Origin of the sequence: Tenacibaculum sp. MAR_2009_124 (assembly GCF_900105455.1) — a bacterium.
In the GTDB taxonomy this organism is placed as follows: Bacteria; Bacteroidota; Bacteroidia; order Flavobacteriales; family Flavobacteriaceae; genus Polaribacter.
In genome coordinates, this window is the sequence record NZ_FNSF01000002.1 from 91,745 (window position 1) to 112,500 (window position 20,756).

17 protein-coding genes, 2 tRNA genes and 2 rRNA genes (1 of these 21 cut by a window edge) are annotated in these 20,756 nt (G+C 32.9%); 12 read left to right on the forward strand and 9 right to left on the reverse strand.

Annotated features, from left to right (window positions below):
- Nucleotides 1-64 precede the first annotated feature (64 nt).
- The 4 genes from BLW23_RS06945 to BLW23_RS06960 all read left to right on the forward strand — a co-directional run bounded on the left by BLW23_RS06945 (nucleotide 65) and on the right by BLW23_RS06960 (nucleotide 6,123).
- Entirely contained in the window at nucleotides 65-2,212 is a 2,148-nt protein-coding gene (locus BLW23_RS06945; RefSeq protein ID WP_093669352.1) for a S9 family peptidase, read from the forward strand.
- Between the two features lie 10 nt (nucleotides 2,213-2,222).
- Nucleotides 2,223-3,653 (forward strand): peptide MFS transporter, encoded by a 1,431-nt coding sequence (locus BLW23_RS06950; RefSeq protein WP_093668539.1) that lies wholly within the window; start codon nucleotides 2,223-2,225, stop codon nucleotides 3,651-3,653.
- A 74-nt stretch (nucleotides 3,654-3,727) separates the two neighbouring features.
- A complete protein-coding gene (locus tag BLW23_RS06955; RefSeq protein WP_093668540.1) occupies nucleotides 3,728-5,503 on the forward strand; it encodes a peptide MFS transporter in 1,776 nt (591 codons plus the stop codon).
- 98 nt (nucleotides 5,504-5,601) lie between these two features.
- Complete coding sequence (locus BLW23_RS06960) at nucleotides 5,602-6,123, forward strand: thioredoxin family protein (protein ID WP_093668541.1); 522 nt, start codon at nucleotides 5,602-5,604, stop codon at nucleotides 6,121-6,123.
- A gap of 7 nt (nucleotides 6,124-6,130) precedes the next feature.
- Here BLW23_RS06960 and BLW23_RS06965 read toward each other — a convergent pair whose 3' ends face one another.
- Together BLW23_RS06965 and BLW23_RS06970 are read right to left on the reverse strand one after the other, a co-directional pair.
- On the reverse strand, nucleotides 6,131-7,555 hold the full coding sequence (locus BLW23_RS06965) for a ComEC/Rec2 family competence protein (RefSeq protein ID WP_093668542.1): 1,425 nt from the start codon (nucleotides 7,553-7,555) through the stop codon (nucleotides 6,131-6,133).
- A gap of 110 nt (nucleotides 7,556-7,665) precedes the next feature.
- Entirely contained in the window at nucleotides 7,666-8,148 is a 483-nt protein-coding gene (locus BLW23_RS06970) for a hypothetical protein (RefSeq protein ID WP_093668543.1), read from the reverse strand.
- Between the two features lie 276 nt (nucleotides 8,149-8,424).
- Here BLW23_RS06970 and BLW23_RS06975 point away from each other — a divergent pair, with 276 nt between their 5' ends.
- Complete coding sequence (locus BLW23_RS06975) at nucleotides 8,425-9,210, forward strand: energy transducer TonB (protein WP_093668544.1); 786 nt, start codon at nucleotides 8,425-8,427, stop codon at nucleotides 9,208-9,210.
- 11 nt (nucleotides 9,211-9,221) lie between these two features.
- Here BLW23_RS06975 and BLW23_RS06980 read toward each other — a convergent pair whose 3' ends face one another.
- Complete coding sequence (locus tag BLW23_RS06980; protein ID WP_093668545.1) at nucleotides 9,222-9,686, reverse strand: Lrp/AsnC family transcriptional regulator; 465 nt, start codon at nucleotides 9,684-9,686, stop codon at nucleotides 9,222-9,224.
- A gap of 151 nt (nucleotides 9,687-9,837) precedes the next feature.
- Here BLW23_RS06980 and BLW23_RS06985 point away from each other — a divergent pair, with 151 nt between their 5' ends.
- From BLW23_RS06985 to BLW23_RS06995, 3 genes are all read left to right on the forward strand, one after another.
- Nucleotides 9,838-10,944, forward strand: coding sequence for a histidine decarboxylase (locus BLW23_RS06985; RefSeq protein ID WP_093668546.1), 1,107 nt, complete (start codon nucleotides 9,838-9,840; stop codon nucleotides 10,942-10,944).
- A gap of 126 nt (nucleotides 10,945-11,070) precedes the next feature.
- Nucleotides 11,071-11,616: a hypothetical protein gene (locus BLW23_RS06990; RefSeq protein WP_093668547.1), complete on the forward strand. Its 546-nt coding sequence runs from the start codon at nucleotides 11,071-11,073 to the stop codon at nucleotides 11,614-11,616.
- A 211-nt stretch (nucleotides 11,617-11,827) separates the two neighbouring features.
- The gene (locus BLW23_RS06995) at nucleotides 11,828-12,451 is read left to right on the forward strand and encodes a hypothetical protein (RefSeq protein WP_143032123.1); all 624 of its coding nucleotides are present in this window, start codon (nucleotides 11,828-11,830) and stop codon (nucleotides 12,449-12,451) included.
- Nucleotides 12,452-12,547: 96 nt separating this feature from the next.
- Here BLW23_RS06995 and BLW23_RS07000 read toward each other — a convergent pair whose 3' ends face one another.
- The 6 genes from BLW23_RS07000 to thrS all read right to left on the reverse strand — a co-directional run bounded on the left by BLW23_RS07000 (nucleotide 12,548) and on the right by thrS (nucleotide 17,733).
- Nucleotides 12,548-13,744, reverse strand: coding sequence for an IS256 family transposase (locus BLW23_RS07000; RefSeq protein WP_093667472.1), 1,197 nt, complete (start codon nucleotides 13,742-13,744; stop codon nucleotides 12,548-12,550).
- 101 nt (nucleotides 13,745-13,845) lie between these two features.
- Complete coding sequence (locus tag BLW23_RS07005) at nucleotides 13,846-14,439, reverse strand: hypothetical protein (RefSeq protein WP_093668549.1); 594 nt, start codon at nucleotides 14,437-14,439, stop codon at nucleotides 13,846-13,848.
- A gap of 84 nt (nucleotides 14,440-14,523) precedes the next feature.
- Nucleotides 14,524-14,868: a 50S ribosomal protein L20 gene (rplT, locus tag BLW23_RS07010; RefSeq protein ID WP_093668550.1), complete on the reverse strand. Its 345-nt coding sequence runs from the start codon at nucleotides 14,866-14,868 to the stop codon at nucleotides 14,524-14,526.
- A gap of 101 nt (nucleotides 14,869-14,969) precedes the next feature.
- On the reverse strand, nucleotides 14,970-15,167 hold the full coding sequence (gene rpmI / locus BLW23_RS07015) for a 50S ribosomal protein L35 (protein ID WP_093668551.1): 198 nt from the start codon (nucleotides 15,165-15,167) through the stop codon (nucleotides 14,970-14,972).
- A 32-nt stretch (nucleotides 15,168-15,199) separates the two neighbouring features.
- A complete protein-coding gene (gene infC / locus BLW23_RS07020; protein WP_093668552.1) occupies nucleotides 15,200-15,718 on the reverse strand; it encodes a translation initiation factor IF-3 in 519 nt (172 codons plus the stop codon).
- A gap of 74 nt (nucleotides 15,719-15,792) precedes the next feature.
- The gene (gene thrS, locus BLW23_RS07025; protein WP_093668553.1) at nucleotides 15,793-17,733 is read right to left on the reverse strand and encodes a threonine--tRNA ligase; all 1,941 of its coding nucleotides are present in this window, start codon (nucleotides 17,731-17,733) and stop codon (nucleotides 15,793-15,795) included.
- 898 nt (nucleotides 17,734-18,631) lie between these two features.
- On the opposite strand from thrS, the gene BLW23_RS07030 reads away from it, so the two are divergent.
- The 4 genes from BLW23_RS07030 to BLW23_RS07045 all read left to right on the forward strand — a co-directional run.
- Nucleotides 18,632-20,153: ribosomal RNA gene (locus tag BLW23_RS07030) — 16S ribosomal RNA — on the forward strand.
- Between the two features lie 91 nt (nucleotides 20,154-20,244).
- Nucleotides 20,245-20,318 (forward strand) — tRNA-Ile (locus tag BLW23_RS07035).
- A 96-nt stretch (nucleotides 20,319-20,414) separates the two neighbouring features.
- Nucleotides 20,415-20,488, forward strand: a tRNA-Ala gene (locus tag BLW23_RS07040).
- A gap of 232 nt (nucleotides 20,489-20,720) precedes the next feature.
- Nucleotides 20,721-20,756, forward strand: a 23S ribosomal RNA gene (locus BLW23_RS07045); it runs 2,832 nt beyond the window's last position.
- The 16S and 23S rRNA genes sit together here with 2 tRNA genes alongside, the layout of an rRNA operon.

A 20,756-nucleotide genomic window follows, 5' to 3' on the forward strand; every position in this document is an offset into this window, starting at 1 on the left:
TAACCTAAAAATTAATGAATTTTCCGTAAACTTGGCAAACTTTTTACTTAAACAACAACTAAATATGAAAAAACTGTTAATATTTTTTCTTGGGTTTGCTTCTCTAATGCAGGCGCAAAAAAAAGATATTTCCTTAGAAGATATTTGGAAAAATGGCACATTTAGAGCCGATTATATGAATTCTTTGAACTCCATGAACGGAGATTTCTATTCACTTCTTAATTACCACAGCTCCGGTTCATCAGTAGACAAGTATAGTTATGAAACCTTAGAAAAGGTTGAAACTATTGTCGATAGTAAAGATTTAAAAGAAATGAGATATTTCAGTTCTTATGAGTTTAATAATGATGAAACAAAATTGATTTTAGGAACAAATTTTAAACCTATATTTCGTCATTCTTTTTTGGGAACATTTTATGTTTATGATATCAATACTAAAACGTTATCGTTAATTGGTGAAGATATTCAAGAACCAACATTTTCTCCAGATAGTGAAAAAATTGCGTTCTCAAAAGGAAATAATCTTTATATCAAAGATTTTTCAAGAGATGAGACAATTTTTCAAATTACCTCCAATGGAGAAAAAAATAAAATAATTAATGGTATTACTGACTGGGTTTATGAAGAAGAATTTGGTTTTGTAAGAGCTTTTGAATGGAGTGGAGATAGTAAAAATCTTGCCTTTTTGCGTTTTGATGAAAGCAAAGTAAAAACGTTTTCAATGGATGTGATAGGGAAAGATAAATATCCTTCTCAACATGTATTTAAATATCCAAAAGCTGGAGAAGATAATGCCAAGGTATCATTACATATATTTTCTTTAGAAACGACTAAAACAGCAGAAATTACTGTTGGTGAATATGAATATATTCCAAGAATTAAGTGGTCGAAAAATGATAAGGTTTTATCAGTGAGAACATTAAATCGCCATCAAAATGATTTAAAGTTATACTTTGTAAATGCAGATTCGTTTAGTGCTCAGTTGGTTTTAAATGAAACTGACAAGGCGTATGTTGATATTAAAGATGATTTGACATTCCTTGATGATAACAGCTTTATCTGGACCAGTGAAAAAGATGGATACAATCATATTTATCATTATGATAAAAAAGGAAAGTTAATTAACCAAATTACTCAAGGAAACTGGGAAGTAACTTCTTATTACGGATTCAATCCAAAGAAAAAAACGATTTATTATCAGTCTGTTGAAAATGGATCAATTAACCGAGGAGTATACAGTATCTCGATTAAAGGAAAGAATAAAAAGTTATTGAGTAATCCTTCAGGAACAAATTCAGCAGCTTTCAGTAAGAACTTAAATTACTTTATCGGTACATTTTCGGATGCAAATACACCACAAGTTTATACGTTGAGAAATGCTAAAGGAGATGTATTAAAGACCATTAAGGATAATGCAGCTTTAAAAGCAAAGGTAGCGGAGTACAATATGGGAACTAAAGAATACTCTACTATTTCAGTAAATGGAGAGGAGTTAAATATGTGTATGATTAAGCCTGCAAATTTTGATGCTTCAAAAAAGTATCCTCTTTTTATGTATCAATATTCTGGTCCTGGATCTCAACAGGTAGCCAATAAATGGGGAGGATCAAATGATTTTTGGTATCAAATGCTTGCTCAGCAGGGATATATTATAGTGTGTGTTGATGGTAGAGGAACTGGCTTCAAAGGACGCGATTTTAAAAAGGTAACTTATTTGAACCTTGGTAAGCATGAAGTAGAAGATCAGATTGGAGCTGCCAAAGAGTTAGGGAAATTATCTTATATCGACGCAAACAGAATTGGTATTTGGGGATGGTCTTACGGTGGTTATATGAGTACGAATTGTATCCTAAAAGGGAATGATGTTTTTGCTGCTGCCATTGCAGTTGCACCTGTTACAACTTGGCGTTTTTATGACAGTATTTATACGGAACGATACATGAGAACTCCAGAAGAAAATGCTTCTGGGTATGATGATAATTCACCATTAAGCTATCCAGAGTTATTAAAAGGAAAGTACTTATTAGTGCATGGTACAGGAGATGACAATGTACATGTTCAGAATGCTTATAGAATGGTAGAAGCTTTAGTTCAGGCTAATAAAGATTTTGAATGGGCAATGTATCCAGATAGAAACCATGGAATATATGGAGGAAACACGCGTTTACATCTATATATTAAAATGACTAACTTTATTAAAAATAACTTATAATTCAATCATTATGGCTGACTCAGCAACCAATGCATATCGGGAAAAAGAAATTTTAGGGCATCCCGCAGGTCTTTACGTTCTATTTTTTGTAGAAATGTGGGAGCGTTTTTCTTATTATGGAATGCGCGCTATTTTAACGCTTTTCTTAGCGGCTCCGGTAATATTTGGAGATCCGCAATCAGGATATGGGTGGACCAATGCCGAAACTTTATCTTTTTATGGAACATATACAATGTTTGTTTATTTAACGTCTATACCTGGAGGTTGGATTGCTGATAAATTTATAGGTCAGAAAAAAGCAGTAATGCTTGGTGGATTGTTGTTGTGTGCTGGTCATGGAATATTGGCTATTGATGCGCAATGGGCATTTTTCACAGGATTGATTTTAATTGTGATAGGTGTAGGTTTTTTAAAGCCAAATATTTCAACTATGGTTGGAGGTTTGTATAAACAAGGTGATGATAGAAGAGATAAAGGATTTTATATATTTTATATTGGAATTAATTTAGGAGCATTTTTAGGGGCTCTTATTGTTGGTGCTGTTGCTGCTAAATATGGTTGGCACTATGGTTTCGGTTTAGCTGGAATTGGTATGGCTTTCGGACAATTAGTATATATGTTCGGATTGAAATATCTTGAAGGAGTTGGTGAATTTCTAGGAAAGAAAGATTCTCCAGACAAAGAATTAATGAAGAAACCATTAACTCAGGTAGAGAAAGATAGAATGCTTGTGATGTTCTTGTCATTCTTAATTATTATTGTTTTTTGGGGAGCGTTTGAGCAAGCTGGAGGCTTAATGAGTCTGTATACTGAACAAAAAACGAACAGAGTTCTTTCGTTTTCATTGCCATTAATTGGAAATGAAATACCCGCTGCTGTTTTTCAGTCCGTTAATGCGTTTTTTATTATTATTTTAGGTACGGCAGTAGGAGGGTTTTGGTATAAATGGGGTAAAAAAGGGAAGGAGTCTTCGTCATTATTTAAAATGGCAATAGGAGTTATTATTATGGCTTTTGGATTCTTTTTTATGAGTAAAGCGAGTACTGAAGTAGTAATGAATGGTGAAGAAGTAGTTGAAAAATCTGCAATGATATGGCTGGTTTTGGCATATTTATTTCATACTATTGGTGAGTTATGTGCTTCTCCAGTAGCCTTGTCTTTTATAACAAAATTGGCTCCAGTAAAATATGCCTCTTTTATGATGGGAGCTTATTTTGCGGCGACAGGTCTTGGAAATAAGGTGGCTGGATTTGTGGGTGAATTATCGGAAGGAGCTGGAGAGTTTCAAGTGTTTACAGGAATCGCTGTGTTTTGTACGATATTTGGAATTCTAATTATTGCAATTTTAAAACCTTTGAAGCGATTAACTCATGGCGCAGAAAATATTAAAGGAACTTCACAGGAAGAAGCCGAAGGATTTGAAATAGCAGATAATAATTAAAAAAATATAAAACAAACCTCACAATTAACAAATTGTGAGGTTTGTTGCGTTTATAAACTAAATACTAGAAATACATGAATACAGATATTGAAAATCTATTTAAAGATAAAGTCTTAGGGCATCCAGCTGGGCTGTTTGTGTTATTTTTTACGGAAATGTGGGAGCGTTTCTCTTATTATGGAATGCGAGCCTTATTAGTAATGTTTTTTACGGCATCTATTATGGATGAAGGTTGGGGCTGGCCTAGAGAATGGGCTTATGCTATCTTTGGAACCTATACTTCGTTAGTTTACCTTTCAACAATGTTGGGTGGGTATTTTGCGGATAACGTAATTGGTATTAGAAAAGCGGTGGTTGTTGGAGCTTTGTTGATGACTTTAGGTCATGGAGCGATGGCTATTGAAACACCATTCTTTATTTATACAGGATTGACATTATTAGTATTTGGAAGTGGTTTTTTTAAGCCAAATATGACTTCTATTATTTCGGAAATGTATGCCGGTAAATCGGAGAAAAAAGATGGAGCCTATACGATTTTTTATATGGGAGTAAATGCAGGTGCATTTCTAGGAATTTTACTTTGTGGTTATTTAGGAGAAAAAATTGGATGGTCTTGGGGATTCGGTGTTGCAGGAATATTCATGTTGTTTGGCTTGTTGCAGTTTTGGTTAATTCAAGGAATATTTGGAGATATAGGTAAAGGAGCTAAGAATAAAAACGTGGATGTTTTAGATGAGGTTCTTGATACCACGAAGCCATCAGATAAAACTGATGAGGTTAAAAGAAATCCTTTTACTGGAGTACAAAAAATATTGATAGCAGTTTCATCAGTCCTTGGACTACTTTGGATATTTAATGATCCAATATCTAAAATATCGGAAGGGAAATATAATGTGTTTCCATTTGAGTTTGCTGGAATCTCTGGGTCAACAGTAGCTATTATTGCGGCGTTCTTAATATTTATTGCACTTTTAGTAATGCGTATTCCTAAATACGATAAGGTTACTCGTGATAGAATGCTAGCAGTGATGTTTTTTGCATTTGTAACGATATTCTTTTGGGCAATATTTGAGCAATCACCAAGTTCATTAACCATTTTTGCCAAAGATTATACCGATAGGGTTTTGGAAGGAAGTGCAGGGATGATATTTAAAATAGCTAACACTTTGATGACTATTGTTCCGTTAGGAATAATTACGTGGGTGTTGTTTTTATTGTTTAAAAAGACTTTTGCCAAGTATAAATGGTCTAATTTATTTTTAGCCTTAAGTTTTGCTATTATTTGGTATATCGCATTGTGGATGTTAAATGAAGAATTTCAAAAGGATACTGCTGAGATACCTGCTTCTTGGTTTTCAGTGTTGAATTCTTTATACATTATTACATTGGCACCATTATTTTCGAAATGGTGGGAAAGTAAATACAATCCCAATGCAAACATGAAGTGGGCTATTGGAATGGGGTTATTAGGTTTAGGAATGGCCGTTATTGCAATTGGAGCTGATGGAATTGAACCCGGTGCTAAAACAGCTTCGGTAAGTATTATTTGGCTAATATTAGTATATCTATTCCATACTATGGGTGAATTATGTGTTTCGCCAGTAGCACTTTCATATGTGTCTAAACTGGTTCCAGGAAGAATGATTGCATTTATGTTTGGTATTTGGTATTTGGCAGTGGCAATTGGAATGAAATTAGCAGGTGTTTTTGCCGAATCTTCAGAAAGTATCGCTCAAGAGGAAGGGCTAAGTAGCTTCTTCTGGTTGTTGACCTTTGTTTCATTTGGATTGGCAGTATTATCGGCTGTCTTGTATCCTGTCATAAAGAAACTAATGCATGGTGTTAAATAGCACTTTTTTAAAAAGTTAAAGAATATTAAACCTGTTAATTTGTTAAAAATTGACAGGTTTTTTTGTAAATTTGGAATAGTTATTGAGACCAAGAAGATATGAGAAATTTTATTTTTATAATAGTAGCTTTAGTTTCTTTGAGTGTACATGCTCAAAATCAAAATAAGATAGTGTGGTTATCTTTTGAGGAAGCTATGGAAAAAAGTGAGAAGGAGCCAAAACCAATTTTAATTGATATTTATACAGATTGGTGCGGATGGTGTAAAAAGATGGACAATACAACTTATAAAAATGATGTTATTGTCGACTATGTAAATGAGAATTATTATCCTGTTAAATTAAATGGCGAAGATCGCAATGATATTAGTTTTCAAGGAAAAACATTTACTTACAAAGCGCAAGGTAGACGAGGATACCACGAATTAGCAGCAGCGTTAATGAAAGGTAAGTTAAGTTATCCTTCAACGGCATTTATGAATAAGGATAAGCAGTTACTGCAAAATGTTCCAGGTTATATGGCAGAAAGAAAATTTGAGAAAGTATTGGCTTTTTTCAATGATGAAAATTATAAAAAAACAAATTGGAAAGATTTTGAAAAAAAATTCAAGAGTTCAATTTAATAAGTTTTTAGTTTAAAATATAAGCACCATTTTTTTCAGTAGAATAAAATGGTGTTTTTTGTTTCTTACAAGTTTTTTGCCATTTATTTATATAACTTCTATAGTTACTTCCGTCCGCTATAATCATTTTAGGAGTGTTGCTCTGTAAAAATCTATCTAGGTTTAGTTTTGGTGAGTTCGTAAGTATTACAATGACATTTTTATTCAGTCCTTCAATAGCAAAAAAATCACTATTATTTATAAGTAGCACTATGTTTTCTTTGTGTCTTAATATATCAGGAAGTTTATTTTTATAGTTAATTTTTATATCCTCGTTTTTTTTGATAGGAGAAATTAGATAAGTAAGATTGGACTCTTTTTGATTGTTATAAATAGTAAACTCTTTTCCCTTTTGTTTGCCAATAATAGTTTGTTTGGTTTTATGAAAAATGACTAAACTGTCTTTTTTATCCGTTGTATACTTTTCATAGATCAATGATAACTGAAGAAATGCAGAATAAATAAGAATAAAGAGAAAATTCCTTCCCTTAAATCTATAAAGACTTCTAACGCATCCTATAATAATCAAATACCAAATGATAGTTTGGAGTTTATTTAATGAAATTTCCTTTAAAACAAACTGATCAAAAGAAGAGATCCATTGAACAAAGCTGTTCATTTTATTGATTATAAAATCGTATGATAAAGCAATAAATTCAGGTAATGCATCTACCGAGGAAAGTAGAATCACTAGTATTCCAGAAATCAGAATAAATCCTAAAAGAGAAACAATAACTAAATTTGAAATTAGAAATAACATAGGGAACTGATGGAAATAGTAAATACTCAAAGGAAGTACAGCTATTTGAGCAGAAATAGAAACGACAGTTAATTGCCATAGCTTCATTAAGATAAAATACTTAGGAGTCCATAGATTAAATAATAGTGGATAAATCCAGATAATTCCGAATACGGCCAAATAACTTAACTGGAATCCGATATTAAATAAATCCATAGGATTTATTAAGAGAAGGACAAAAATAGAGCTGATAATAGAATATTCACTAAATGTTTTTTTCTGAAATAACTTCGCAATAGTAATAAACGAAAACATCGTGGCTGATCTCGCTACAGAGGCCGATAAACCAGAGATAAAGGCAAAACTCCAAAGAATAACGACGACAATAATCACTTTCACGAATTTACCGTTTTTAACATGTAAAAGAGGATTTGATATAAAATTGATAAACATTAGTAAAATGCCTAAATGTAATCCTGAAATAGCAAGAACATGAATAACTCCGGCGTTGGTGTAATTTGCTAAGGTGTTTTTTGTGATTTCTTTACGTTGCCCCAATAGAAGCGCTTTCATAACGGATAGAACTTCAGGTGAAAATGATTGCTTTTCTAGAGATTTTTCTATTTTGAATCGGATAGTTTCAGCGATTCCCATAATAGAATATTCGTGGCGCTTCAGAATTTTGAATTCACCTTTTCTTAAAAATGTTTGTTCATAAACATATTTCTTGGCTAAATAACTTCGATAATCAAATTGATAAGGATTTAGAGGGGAGAAATAGATTTAAAAATAGGTTTGGTTAAGAGTACCTGATCAATCTTTAGATACTCAGAACTTGTTTTATCAATATTTATTAGAACGTTTCCTTTGGTTGAGTAGTTGTCAACGTTTACAATCTTGCCAATATATTTGTGAGAAAATCTGCTTGATTTAAGTTTCTCTTTTATTTGGATCGTTGTTATTGCATTTTCTAGATGTTGGTTTTTATAAAAACTATTGAAGTTTTTAGGGTTGTTAATGTGTGCAGCGATATAACCAATGGTAACAAAAGAGAGTATTAAAATAATGAAGAAAAAGCCCCTTTTGTTTACTCTCTTGGTTAAAAACAAAAGGAAGACAATTAAAGAAGCATAAATGAAAACTCCAGAAGATTTTAACTCCTCAGAAGCAATATTATAATTTAGGTAAATTCCGATAGCAACAGAAACAACCAAATAAAAGGGTAGGTATTCTAATATTTTTTTCATAGCATTTTAAAGTTAAGAAAAAAATAACAGATATATATAATTGTATTAGTATTTATAAATGATTAGCATTATTGGCATGAAAGGATCGTAGAGTATAGAAAGAATATTTTCTATTTTTAAGTTTTGACACTTTTTTGACATTTGATCAACAACGTTTTACATTTGTTAAAGAAGAAAATGAAAGGGTAGAGCTAAATTTGTAAATACAGGTAATATAATTGATGCTTACAGAGATTTTGTCAAGCTGCCTGTTTGTAAATATTAAAGAATAGAGAGATGAAAACAAAAGTTATTAGTATAGTGGGTATTGCATTTATACTTTCGGCAGTATTATACGGATTCAATAGTAAGCAAGAAAAGAAAAAGAAAATGACGCGTAAATCGGTATCAAAGATTTCTTATGGCTTCGATTTACCAGATAAGCCCAATAACGAATTAAGTTATGTTATAAAGAGAAGGGATAATAAGGTTGTAGTATTGGAAAAGTTGAAGACAGCTAGAAAGTTATCTGATTTCATAGAATACTTTCCACATAATTGGATTTATGAATACGAGTCTGTTGTTATTCAAGTTGTATCAAATGGAGTTGAAAAGAAAGCCTTGTCAAAAAATAACTTTTTAACACCGGAGCAGCAGAAACTTCTTAAGAGTGCAAAAATGTTGGATTTGATTACGATGAAAGTAAAATATGAAACAAAGAATCCAGTTACCAATAAAAAAGAAAGAAATGTGATGAATTTTGCTTTTAGGGTTTCACCAAAACATGAAGCGGAATATATTGGAGGCTATTATAAAATGATTCAATATCTCAAGAAAAATACAAGAATTGAAGTATTAAATTGGTCAACGGATATCAAAAGGCGAGCGATAATTAATTTTTGGATAGATAAAAAAGGAGAAGTAATTAATTTAACAATAAAAGAATCTTCTGGGAACGATCGCGTTGATGAAGAATTAATAAAGCTATTAAAAAGCATGCCTAATTGGAACCCTGCAAAAACTAACGATGGTATTCCAGCAATTCAAGAGTTCGAATTCGCAATTGGAGGAGATATGTGTTAAAATAATATCTTTTAGTCTACGCTAATAAGAGTATTGTTTTTTATCTGTTTGATAACAAAGGAACTTTGAACATTTGAAATAATTTCGAGTTGAGACATTTCTTTTAGAACAAAGTTTTGATATTCATCCATGTCTTTTAAAATAATTTTTAAAAGTATATCGAAACTCCCTGCTATATAAGATACTTCGGCGATTTTGGGTACAGAATTCACATAATCTTCAAACTTTTTGAAAGCATTATCTTCATGCTGAACTAAGGTAACCTGGCAGTATACGATTAACTTTTTACCTAACATTTCTGGTTTTACAATGGCAACATATTTATCAATTATTCCAGAAGCTTCAATTTTTTTTATCCTCTCATGTGTCGGCGTGATAGAAAGATTAATTTTTTGAGAAATCTGCTTAATTGATTGCTTACTGTCTTTTTGCAATTCTTCAATAATTTTTAAATCAATAGCATCTAAAGAGAACATAGAAAATATTTTTAAAATTCGTTTGTTTTTGGTGTTACAAAAGTAGCTTATTTTTGATTTATGAGTTTTTTTTAGTATAATTTTCTTAAATAGAATTGTTTGTTAGGTGCTTTATTCTTTGTTTGTAACTTTGAATAAAAAAATAGTCAGGATGCAATCATTTAATAATATCTACAATAGAATAAAGGAAAGTTCAAATAGTTTTTTAGGATATCCATTGGCAAAGGATTTTAGTTTTAGTGAATTCGCCCCATTTTTGGATTTATGTATAAATAATGTAGGTGATCCTGAGTCAGACTCTACATTGACAATTGATACTAAGGAAATAGAACGTAAATGCGTTTCTTTTTTTGCAGATATGTTAAGCGCTTCAACGGAAGATGTTTGGGGGTATGTAACGAACGGAGGTACAGAAGGTAATCTTTATGGGCTCTATTTGGCTAGAGAATGTTATTCTAATGCAATTGTGTATTACAGCGAGTCCACCCATTATAGTGTTAAAAAGAATTTGCACTTATTGAATATGCGAAATGTTGTCGTTAGAAGTCAAGAGAATGGTGAAATTGATTATGAAGATTTAGAGCAGATATTGACGATTCATAGAGACAAACCCGCAGTTTTCTTTTTGAATATAGGTACAACAATGACCGAAGCTGTTGATGATTTAGAGAAAATCAAAGGAATAATAAGAAAATATGCTATAAAAAATTATTATATACATTGTGATGCTGCTTTTCTTGGTACGATAGCTCCATTTGTTGAACCAAGACCTAAATTCGATTTTGCGGAAGGGGTAGATAGCATTTCAATTTCGGGGCATAAGTTCATTGGAGGGCCGATACCATGCGGTGTTGTTATGTGTAAAAGAGCACACAGAAATAGAGTAGCAAATTCAATATCTTATGTAGGAACATTAGATACAACAATTACTGGTTCAAGAAATGGATTAACACCATTGTTTTTATGGTCAGTTTTGGAAAAAATAGGTAAAGCGGGGCTTAAGTCAAGAGTAGAAGAGGCGCAGAGATTGGCAGCATATACGGAAAAAGAGTTATGTAATTTAGGGATGAAGGCTTGGAGAAATAAAGAAGCCTTAACAGTTGTTTTTAATAAACCTTCAGATGAGCTATGCAAAAGATACCAAATAGCATCAGAAGGTGATATTGCACATATTATATGTGTTCCTGGATTATTAAAGGATAGAATAGATGAATTTTTAAAGGCATTAGCCTTTGAGGTTGAACTTGTTGTTGATTAAAAAAAATATCAGAAGATAACGACTTTAACAATTGCTATATAGGTTTTTATGTTGAAAAAACGTACCTTTAATTAGTAATTTCATTTTCGGGGGTGACTAGTTTATTAAGTTAAATAATGTGCTAATATGCTATTGATCCAGAATGAAGTAATTAATGTTTCTAATGCTAGTAATTTAGAAACAAAAAAGCTCTTAGAGTTATCTGAGCGGAAAAGTTTAAAGTATTATAATTCCTTGTATACAGGTTTTTTTAGTCAACTCTATATAAGGTCCAATTCTAAAATCAATCATTTTTTTGATATCGAGTTTGGAGATTCGATTAATGAGGTGAAACGGAAGCTTCAAGTCGTTTATTCCAGTATTCCCATTGGAGGTTTTCTAGATGTTTTATGTTACAAGATAAAAATTGGAGAACATAAAATAGAAGTGGAGTTACATTTCTATCAAAATGATTTAGTGTTTTTCAAATATGCATTCCCTTTTATTAAAAATAGAGGTGAAATTATCCACTATTTAAATCAGAAATATTTTAAGAATGTATCTCATTTCGGTTTTATAAGTGAGGGAATAATGGATCCTTATGATAATTGTTTAAGAGTTTGTGATAAGGAAGTATTTACGGTAATGTATTTATGTAGAAAATCAAGTTTTTTGGCGTATTTAAATGAGTAGGGAGAATCTGATTATGATGTTAGGAGTATTGTAAGAGAGTAGTTTGTAATACAGAAAGACTGATGCTAAAAAAATTAGAGTTTAAAGTTTTCTTTTTGATGTGCTGGTTAATAAAGCGCTTATAAAGAGGTTTTTAAGTTTTAAAGTTGTATATTTAGAAATACGTAGAAATTTCAAGGGGGGTGATGAGTTTATTGTAAAACATAATAATATGCTGCTGATCCAAAGGAAATTGTCTGAATTACTGGGTAACAAAAAATACTACAGTAATTATTATAATCAATCAATCTCTAAGTATAGAGATATAACTTGTTATATCTCCGTGTATGAAAAATTGCCAGAGAAACAAAGCTCAATTCTTACTGAAGAGAAAATTAATCATTCTGACGACGTAAACTTCGGAGATTCGATGTACAGCGTTAAAAAAAAGTTGAATGTGCCTTATTCGTTGGTAAAAGTACAACGTTATTGTCATGTCTTATTCTATAAAATGAGAATAGGAGTATATAAAATTATTGTTGAACTTCATTTTTTTAAGAATAAGTTGGTATTCTTCAAATATACATTCCCTTCATTAAATAAACATTTAGAAATAGAGAAGTTTGTAAAGAAAAAATATCTGGATAGTAATAGGTTAATGGATTTTAGTAAGCAGTGTATTATCGATAACTGGAATAGCTGTCTAAGAATTGAAAATGAGGTAGCTTTTAGTTTATATTATGTATCTATGAAGTTTGGGTTTGCCGAGTATTTAAAAAAGAAGAAAAAGTCTATAAAGGAAAGAAAAGTATATCGTGAAAGTTATATTTTAAATGAGTTACTAGAACGACTTTAAAAGTTAAAAAAAGCCTTTGAAGATAAGTACAAAGGCTTTATATAATTGACACTATCCTAAAAAGTGTGTAAGTTCAAAATATCAGGGTTAGGTTATTTATAGCCTAATCCTTTTTTCAAATATAGCTAAAAATTGATTTAGAATTATGCCCCAATTTCTAATGGGCATTGTCCACTTTTTAGTACTTTCTCTTAAAGCTAAATATACCGATTTGATAACAGCGTCATCTGTCGGGAAAGAGAGTTTGTTTTTAGTGTATTTGCGTATTTTCCCATTAAGATTTTCAATAAGATTAGTGGTGTAAATAATAGTTCTTATTTCAATTGGAAAATCGAAGAAAACAGTGAGTTCATCCCAGTTGTTTTCCCAACTTTTAATAGCATACGAATATTTAGCTTCCCATTTATTTTTAAAATCTTTTAAAGCAGCCTTTGCGGCTTCTTTAGTTGGAGCTGTATAGATTTGCTTCATATCTTTAGTAAACTCTTTTTTATCTTTCCAAACCACGTATCTACAAGAGTTTCTAATCTGATGTACTACACATATTTGTGTGGTAGAATTAGGAAACACTGTCTTTATAGTATCTGTAAATCCGTTTAAATTATCGGTTGCAGTAATCAGTATATCTTGCGTTCCTCTGGCCTTAATATCAGTCAAAACACTCATCCAAAAAGCAGCTGATTCATTTTTACCTAACCACAAACCTAGTACTTCCTTTTTACCGTCGGATCTAAGGCCTACAGCTATGTATATAGTTTTGTTAATAACCTTAGAGTTCTCTCTAACCTTGAAAACAATTCCATCCATCCAAACGATTAAATAAGTAGCTTCTAAAGGTCTATTTTTCCATGCTACAATGTCATTAGTAATGCTATCTGTGATTCTTGAAATCGTTGAAGTAGAGATGTTAAAGTCATATAGCTCTCGGATTTGCTCCTCTATATCAGAAGCACTCATTCCCTTAGCATACAAAGAGATGATAAGATTTTCAACACCATCTGTAGTACTTTCTCTTTTCTTTACCAACATAGGATTAAAAGATCCTTCACGGTCTCTTGGGACTTCTATTTCTGTTTCTCCTAAAGTTGTTTTTAACTTCTTCTTTGAATAGCCATTTCGAGAATTAGAGTTAGTGCTCTTTTGATGTTTCTCGTAATCTAAATGAGCTGATAACTCTCCTTCTAAAATCTTTTCAACTCCTCGTTTGTGAAGTTGTTCTATAAAGCTAGTTAACTCTGAGCCATCTTTAAATTGTTTTAGAAATTCGCCGTTTAATAAATCTTCTGGTTTCATAAATGTGTAAAAATTAAAGTTAATGAATAAAAAAATCTCGGGGTTGAATTCAACCCCGAGATTTTAAAACTTACACAGTTTATGAAATACTGCCATATAATTTAAACTCCTCGCTGTTTGTTTATTTCATCTTGAAGCTTTCTTCTTAATTGTTGCTCGTTTTCGATAGATTTTCTCTTGTAAACGTCAAATTCTTCTTCAATTTCATCTAATGAAACCTTAGTTTTTTTCGTGACGTTATTACTGTTTTTAAATCGATAAATAAAGAAGACCAATAGTATAATCAAAATAGAAATAATACTCCAAACAAGTACATTGTAACTTGTTTTAGCTAAGTCAATCCCTAAAAAAGATATTTCGTTTTCTTGAGCTAATGAAACTTCTAGCTTTTGGTTCAATTCAGAAATCTGACTCTTTAATAAATTAGATTCACCTTCTAGAGTAGTAATAGTATCTTGTTTTGAATTTATAGTGCTTTCAAGACCTTTTAAGGAATTCATCACGTTCCTTTTAATATCCGAATAAGCTTTCTTATCGATTACTTTATATTTTTGATAAGAACTGGATTTTTTATACAATTCTTCAAATTGCTCCTTAATTAAATTACTTTCTTTGTTAGTTTGTTTTTCTTGAGCAATAGAAGTTACTGTAGCAGTAGTAATGAAAATTAATGATAAGACTTTTAATAATTTCATAAAATATTTTTTAGATATAATAGGTATTAGTAAAAAACCCAAACGATAAAGTTTGGGTTTTTATTATAAGCAAGTTTATGAAACTTATTTTACTCTTTCTACAATGGCCTTAAAAGCTTCTGGGTTGTTTACTGCTAAATCGGCTAAAACCTTACGGTTTAATTCGATATCGTTAGCTTTAACTTTTCCCATAAACTGAGAATAAGACAATCCGTACTGACGGGCAGCAGCGTTAATACGCTGAATCCATAATGAACGGAAGTTTCTCTTATTGTTTTTACGGTCTCTATAAGCATATAATAATCCTTTTTCAACCGCATTTTTTGCTACTGTGTAAACGTTTTTTCTACGTCCGAAGTAACCTTTTGCTTGCTTCAAGATTTTTTTTCTTCTATTTCTTGAAGCTACTGAATTTACTGATCTTGGCATAATTCAAATTGTTTTTGTAGCAGGCGTTTACAATACTTTATTTGTAATTCTTTTTGAGCCTGACTCCATGGTTAATAATTAATTTACTACCTAGCTAACAATTATTTTAATACTAATTGTTGCTTAATACTTGCTTCATCAGACTTATGTACTAATGTAGCATGTGTTAATGCAAGCTTACGTTTTTTAGACTTCTTTGTTAAGATGTGACTTTTAAACGCGTGCTTTCTTTTGATTTTTCCAGAGCCAGTTAGTTTGAAACGTTTCTTGGCACTAGATTTTGTTTTAATTTTAGGCATTTTCGCTTTTCGTTTTTATCTTGCTTATATTCTTACTTCGTCTTCTTGGGTGCGATGAACATAGTCATACGCTTACCTTCTAATTTCGGCATCTGCTCAACCTTTCCATAGTCCTCAAGTTCTTGAGCCAATTTTAATAATAAAATTTGACCTTGTTCTTTGAAAACGATAGAACGACCTTTGAAAAACACAAAAGCCTTTAGTTTTGCTCCGTCCTTTAAAAATTTAATAGCATGCTTCTTTTTAAATTCATAATCATGCTCATCAGTCTGAGGTCCGAAACGAATTTCCTTTACAATTACTTTAGTCGCTTTAGATTTAAGAGCTTTCTCCCTCTTTTTTTGTTCGTATAAGAACTTTTTATAATCAATAATCTTGCAAACAGGAGGAACCGCTTTAGGTGATATTTCAACTAAATCTAGTTCTAATTCCCGTGCAAATTCTTTTGCTTTGGATAAAGGGTATACACCAGTTTCAACATTGTCTCCAACAAGACGTACTTCGTCAACGTATTTGATTTTTTCGTTGATCCTATGTTGATCTTCTTTAATTACTCTGGTGTTTCTAACACCTCTTCTTCTCTTGATTGCTATGACCTATAAATTTAAGATTACTATTTAATTTTCTAAAAAGGAGTTAATGTTTTGTTTACTTCCTCTTTTATCAAAGATACAAAATCTTTAATAGAAAGTGTACCAATATCTCCTTCACCGTGTTTCCTGATGGAAACAGTGTTTTCATCTTCTTCCTTTTCTCCAACAATTACCATAAAAGGTATTTTGCTTACTTCGGCGTCTCTAATCTTTCGACCTGTTTTTTCATTTCGATCGTCGATCAGGGCGCGAATTTCGGAATTTTCTAACAAATGTAAAACTTTTTCTGCATAATTTTGATATTTCTCACTGATAGGCAGTATAATAACTTGTTCAGGAGTTAGCCATAATGGGAATTTTCCTCCAGTATGCTCTAATAAAATAGCAATAAATCGTTCCATAGAACCAAATGGAGCTCTATGAATCATAACGGGCCTATGGAGTTTATTGTCGGGTCCTTTATAGGTTAATTCGAAACGTTTTGGTAAATTATAATCTACTTGAATTGTACCTAATTGCCAATTTCTTCCTAAAGCATCCTTTACCATAAAGTCTAGTTTAGGTCCATAAAATGCTGCTTCACCTTCTTCAATAACAAAATCTAGCCCTTTATCTTGCGCAGCATTGATAATTGCATTTTCTGCTAATTCCCAAGTTTCTTTTTCTCCTATATATTTATCAAGGTTCTCTTTGTCTCTTATCGATACTTGTGCTGTAAAGTTTTCAAATCCTAATGAAGTGAAAACATATAGTACTAAATCAATTACATTTTTAAACTCTGTATCTAGTTGTTCTGGCGTACAGAATATGTGCGCGTCATCTTGAGTAAAACCACGAACTCTTGTTAAGCCATGAAGTTCTCCACTTTGTTCATATCTATATACAGTTCCAAATTCAGCGAAACGAACTGGTAAATCTTTATAAGAATACGGTTTGTGAGCAAAAATCTCACAGTGATGAGGACAGTTCATAGGTTTTAATAAAAACTCTTCATCGTCCTTAGGAGTGGTTATTGGTTGAAAACTATCTTCGCCGTACTTAGCATAATGTCCTGAAGTTACATACAAGTCTTTTTGACCAATATGCGGAGTCATCACCATTTCATAACCAGCTTTTTTTTGCGCTTTCTTTAGGAAATCCTCTAGTCTGCTTCTCAAAGCCGCACCTTTCGGTAACCATAAAGGAAGTCCTTGACCAACTTTCTGAGAAAAAGTGAATAGCTCTAATTCTTTTCCTAGTTTTCTATGATCACGTTTTTTAGCCTCTTCTAGTAATTCTAAATATTCTTTAAGTTGTTTCTGTTTAGGGAAAGAAATGGCATAAACACGAGTCAATTGATTGTTTTTCTCATTTCCTCTCCAATAAGCACCAGCAACATTCATTATTTTAACTGCCTTAATGAATCCTGTATTGGGAATATGTCCCCCTCTACATAAGTCGGTGAAGTTACTGTGATCACAGAAAGTAATATCTCCATCTTCAAGCCCTTCAATAAGCTCAACTTTATATTCATTATTTCTGCTTCTATAATAATCTAAGGCATCTGCTTTAGAAACTTCACGAAGTTTAAATTCCGCTTTTTCTCTCGCTAATTCTAAAAATTTTTTCTCTATTGAAGGGAAATCCTTTTCAGAAATAACATCTTCCCCTAAATCTAAATCATAATAAAATCCATTATCAATGGCTGGACCAATAGTTAATTTAGTATTTGGGTAAAACTCTAAAATAGCTTGAGCTAATACGTGTGCAGAAGAATGCCAAAAGGCTTTTTTACCATCTTTATCGTTAAATGTATATAAAACTAAAGCCCCATCGGTTGTTAAAGGTGTGGTTGTTTCAATAGTTGTTTCGTTAAAACTAGCTGAAATAACATTTCGAGCAAGTCCTTCACTAATACTTTTAGCTACGTCAATTGGAGTACTATTTACTTCAAATTCTTTAACGCTTCCGTCTGGTAATGTAATTTTAATCATTATATCTTATGTGTCTATTATACCTAATTTCCCTACAAGTGGAAATTTTCGAAGGGCAAAGATATTGTAAATGCATTTTGTGTACAATATTATAGGGGTATAATTAATACAGATATAATATAGGTTCACGTAATGATGGGTATATTCGTTCTTATATTGAGTAGAAATGTAATTAATATGGAATGAAGATTATGTAAAGGAGAAGGAACAACGTTCTATTTTATGGTAATTAAACCATAAAAGAATAAAATAGTGTATATGGCGCCCTGTTAATTGAAAAATTATCAGGGCTTTTTTATGGGGTTATATAAAGGTATATAGAGTGTAATAATGGGGGTAACTGTTTGTGTGAAAAACCAAAACTAAAAAGGGTAAAAAAACTTAGTTTTACAATCCCTTGATATCTAGGTTTTTTTGAGGATATATTACGGGAGTTTTAAAATAACTTTAAAAAAAGTGTTGTAGGGTTAAAAAATGGTTGTATGTTTGCAGCCGCTAACACGGAAACACAGACACAGAGTTAGCAAGTTCATTGATTTATTGCGGAGATTTCTTTAGAGTTTTGAAGAATTTTTCTTAAAAAAAGTTTGTCAGTTTTAAAAGAGTTTATATCTTTGCATCCGCTTTAAGAAAGCAACACGATCACGGAAATTTTGGAATGATTTGGAGTAAAAAAATCAGTTAGTTCGATTCTAACATTTCAACAAGAAGTTTATGGGGATTTTGGTTTAGAAGACTAAAAAGAACGGTAAACAAAGTTCATTGAAAATATTGAAATTGACAGCGTAATTTAAGAGATTAAATAAACAAAGAGTAGAATTACCACAGAGGCATCTTATTAAGATGTTTCACTTGAAATTCTTTTGAAGACTTGACATTACATAATATTAAAGATTATACAATGAAGAGTTTGATCCTGGCTCAGGATGAACGCTAGCGGCAGGCTTAACACATGCAAGTCGAGGGGTAACAGGAGTAGCTTGCTACTTGCTGACGACCGGCGCACGGGTGCGTAACGCGTATAGAATTTGCCTTGTACAGGAGGATAGCCTTTAGAAATGAAGATTAATACTCCATAATGTTGAATTCCGGCATCGGGATTTAATTAAAGATTTATCGGTACAAGATGACTATGCGTCCTATTAGCTAGATGGTAAGGTAACGGCTTACCATGGCAACGATAGGTAGGGGGTCTGAGAGGATTATCCCCCACACTGGTACTGAGACACGGACCAGACTCCTACGGGAGGCAGCAGTGAGGAATATTGGTCAATGGAGGCAACTCTGAACCAGCCATGCCGCGTGCAGGATGACTGCCCTATGGGTTGTAAACTGCTTTTATACAGGAAGAAACCACTCTACGTGTAGGGTGCTGACGGTACTGTAAGAATAAGCACCGGCTAACTCCGTGCCAGCAGCCGCGGTAATACGGAGGGTGCAAGCGTTATCCGGAATCATTGGGTTTAAAGGGTCCGCAGGCGGTCAATTAAGTCAGAGGTGAAATCCTATAGCTTAACTATAGAACTGCCTTTGATACTGGTTGACTTGAGTTATACGGAAGTAGATAGAATGTGTAGTGTAGCGGTGAAATGCATAGATATTACACAGAATACCGATTGCGAAGGCAGTCTACTACGTATATACTGACGCTCATGGACGAAAGCGTGGGGAGCGAACAGGATTAGATACCCTGGTAGTCCACGCCGTAAACGATGGACACTAGTTGTTGGGTTTTGGCTCAGTGACTAAGCGAAAGTGATAAGTGTCCCACCTGGGGAGTACGATCGCAAGATTGAAACTCAAAGGAATTGACGGGGGCCCGCACAAGCGGTGGAGCATGTGGTTTAATTCGATGATACGCGAGGAACCTTACCAGGGCTTAAATGTGGTCTGACAGCTTTAGAGATAGAGTTTTCTTCGGACAGATCACAAGGTGCTGCATGGTTGTCGTCAGCTCGTGCCGTGAGGTGTCAGGTTAAGTCCTATAACGAGCGCAACCCCTATCGTTAGTTGCTAGCAGGTAATGCTGAGGACTCTAGCGAGACTGCCGGTGCAAACCGTGAGGAAGGTGGGGATGACGTCAAATCATCACGGCCCTTACGTCCTGGGCCACACACGTGCTACAATGGTATGGACAATGAGCAGCCACTATGCGAATAGGAGCGAATCTATAAACCATATCACAGTTCGGATCGGAGTCTGCAACTCGACTCCGTGAAGCTGGAATCGCTAGTAATCGGATATCAGCCATGATCCGGTGAATACGTTCCCGGGCCTTGTACACACCGCCCGTCAAGCCATGGAAGCTGGGGGTGCCTGAAGTCGGTTACCGCAAGGAGCTGCCTAGGGTAAAACTAGTAACTAGGGCTAAGTCGTAACAAGGTAGCCGTACCGGAAGGTGCGGCTGGAACACCTCCTTTCTAGAGAAGATGGTGTTAAGTTACTAAAGAAGTGTAATTTTACTCTGCTGTTAATTTTAAAAAAAAGAAGACTAAGCACAGATCTTAAAATAGTCTTGTAGCTCAGCTGGTTAGAGCGCTACACTGATAATGTAGAGGTCGGCAGTTCGAGTCTGCCCAGGACTACTTTTTTTAAAGAGATGTTTCATAGTTTTCAGGAAAAACTAGAAGTTGAGTAGTAGTTGAATAACTACTAACTACTATGTACTACTACTAGTATATGGGGGATTAGCTCAGCTGGCTAGAGCGCTTGCCTTGCACGCAAGAGGTCATCGGTTCGACTCCGATATTCTCCACAAGATAAATGTAGCAATTAATCAAATTAAAAATGTACCAATTAAATAATTGTTACATTGATATATTAAAGTATTGTTACATTAAATAAAAGTTCATTGACATATTGGTAAAATGATATCGTAAAGAATCAAGATAGAGAGTTAGATTTAATATCTAACGACATATTTTTATAAAAAAATAATTAAGAATTATAAAGAGCTCGTTTCCGATTAACATCGGAAGCAAAAAGTACAATAAGCTAAATAAGGGCGTATGGAGGATGCCTAG